The sequence below is a fragment of the Bacillus sp. SIMBA_005 genome, assembly GCF_046535585.1.
Taxonomy (GTDB): domain Bacteria; phylum Bacillota; class Bacilli; order Bacillales; family Bacillaceae; genus Bacillus; species Bacillus pumilus.
In genome coordinates, this window is sequence record NZ_JAWRWI010001117.1 from 1 (window position 1) to 238 (window position 238).

At 45.8% G+C, this 238-nt stretch carries 1 protein-coding gene; it reads right to left on the bottom strand.

Features of this window, described 5'->3' with window-relative positions; genetic code table 11:
- The coding region (locus SB660_RS23600; protein WP_410585019.1) for an RNA methyltransferase PUA domain-containing protein at nucleotides 1–217 on the bottom strand (217 nt) is incomplete at its 3' end.
- Nucleotides 218–238: the final 21 nt, after the last annotated feature.

Sequence of the window (238 nt, forward strand, 5' to 3'; positions counted from 1 at the left end):
CTGGTAGTTCAGGGGATGGAATGGTTTGTCCCGTCGCTTGCACTAAGACATCCTCATCTTCAAAGGCCGTAATCGTACAAATATAAGCTGTGTCTTGTGCCACAACGATGATTTCAGCACCTTCTTTCATCCGCATAACACGCATAATATGACGGGCATCTTCACCTGTACTGCGCGCTTCATTATTAATGGCCGTCTCAATGAAATAGCGTTGCATACTGCTCACTCCTCTCAATAG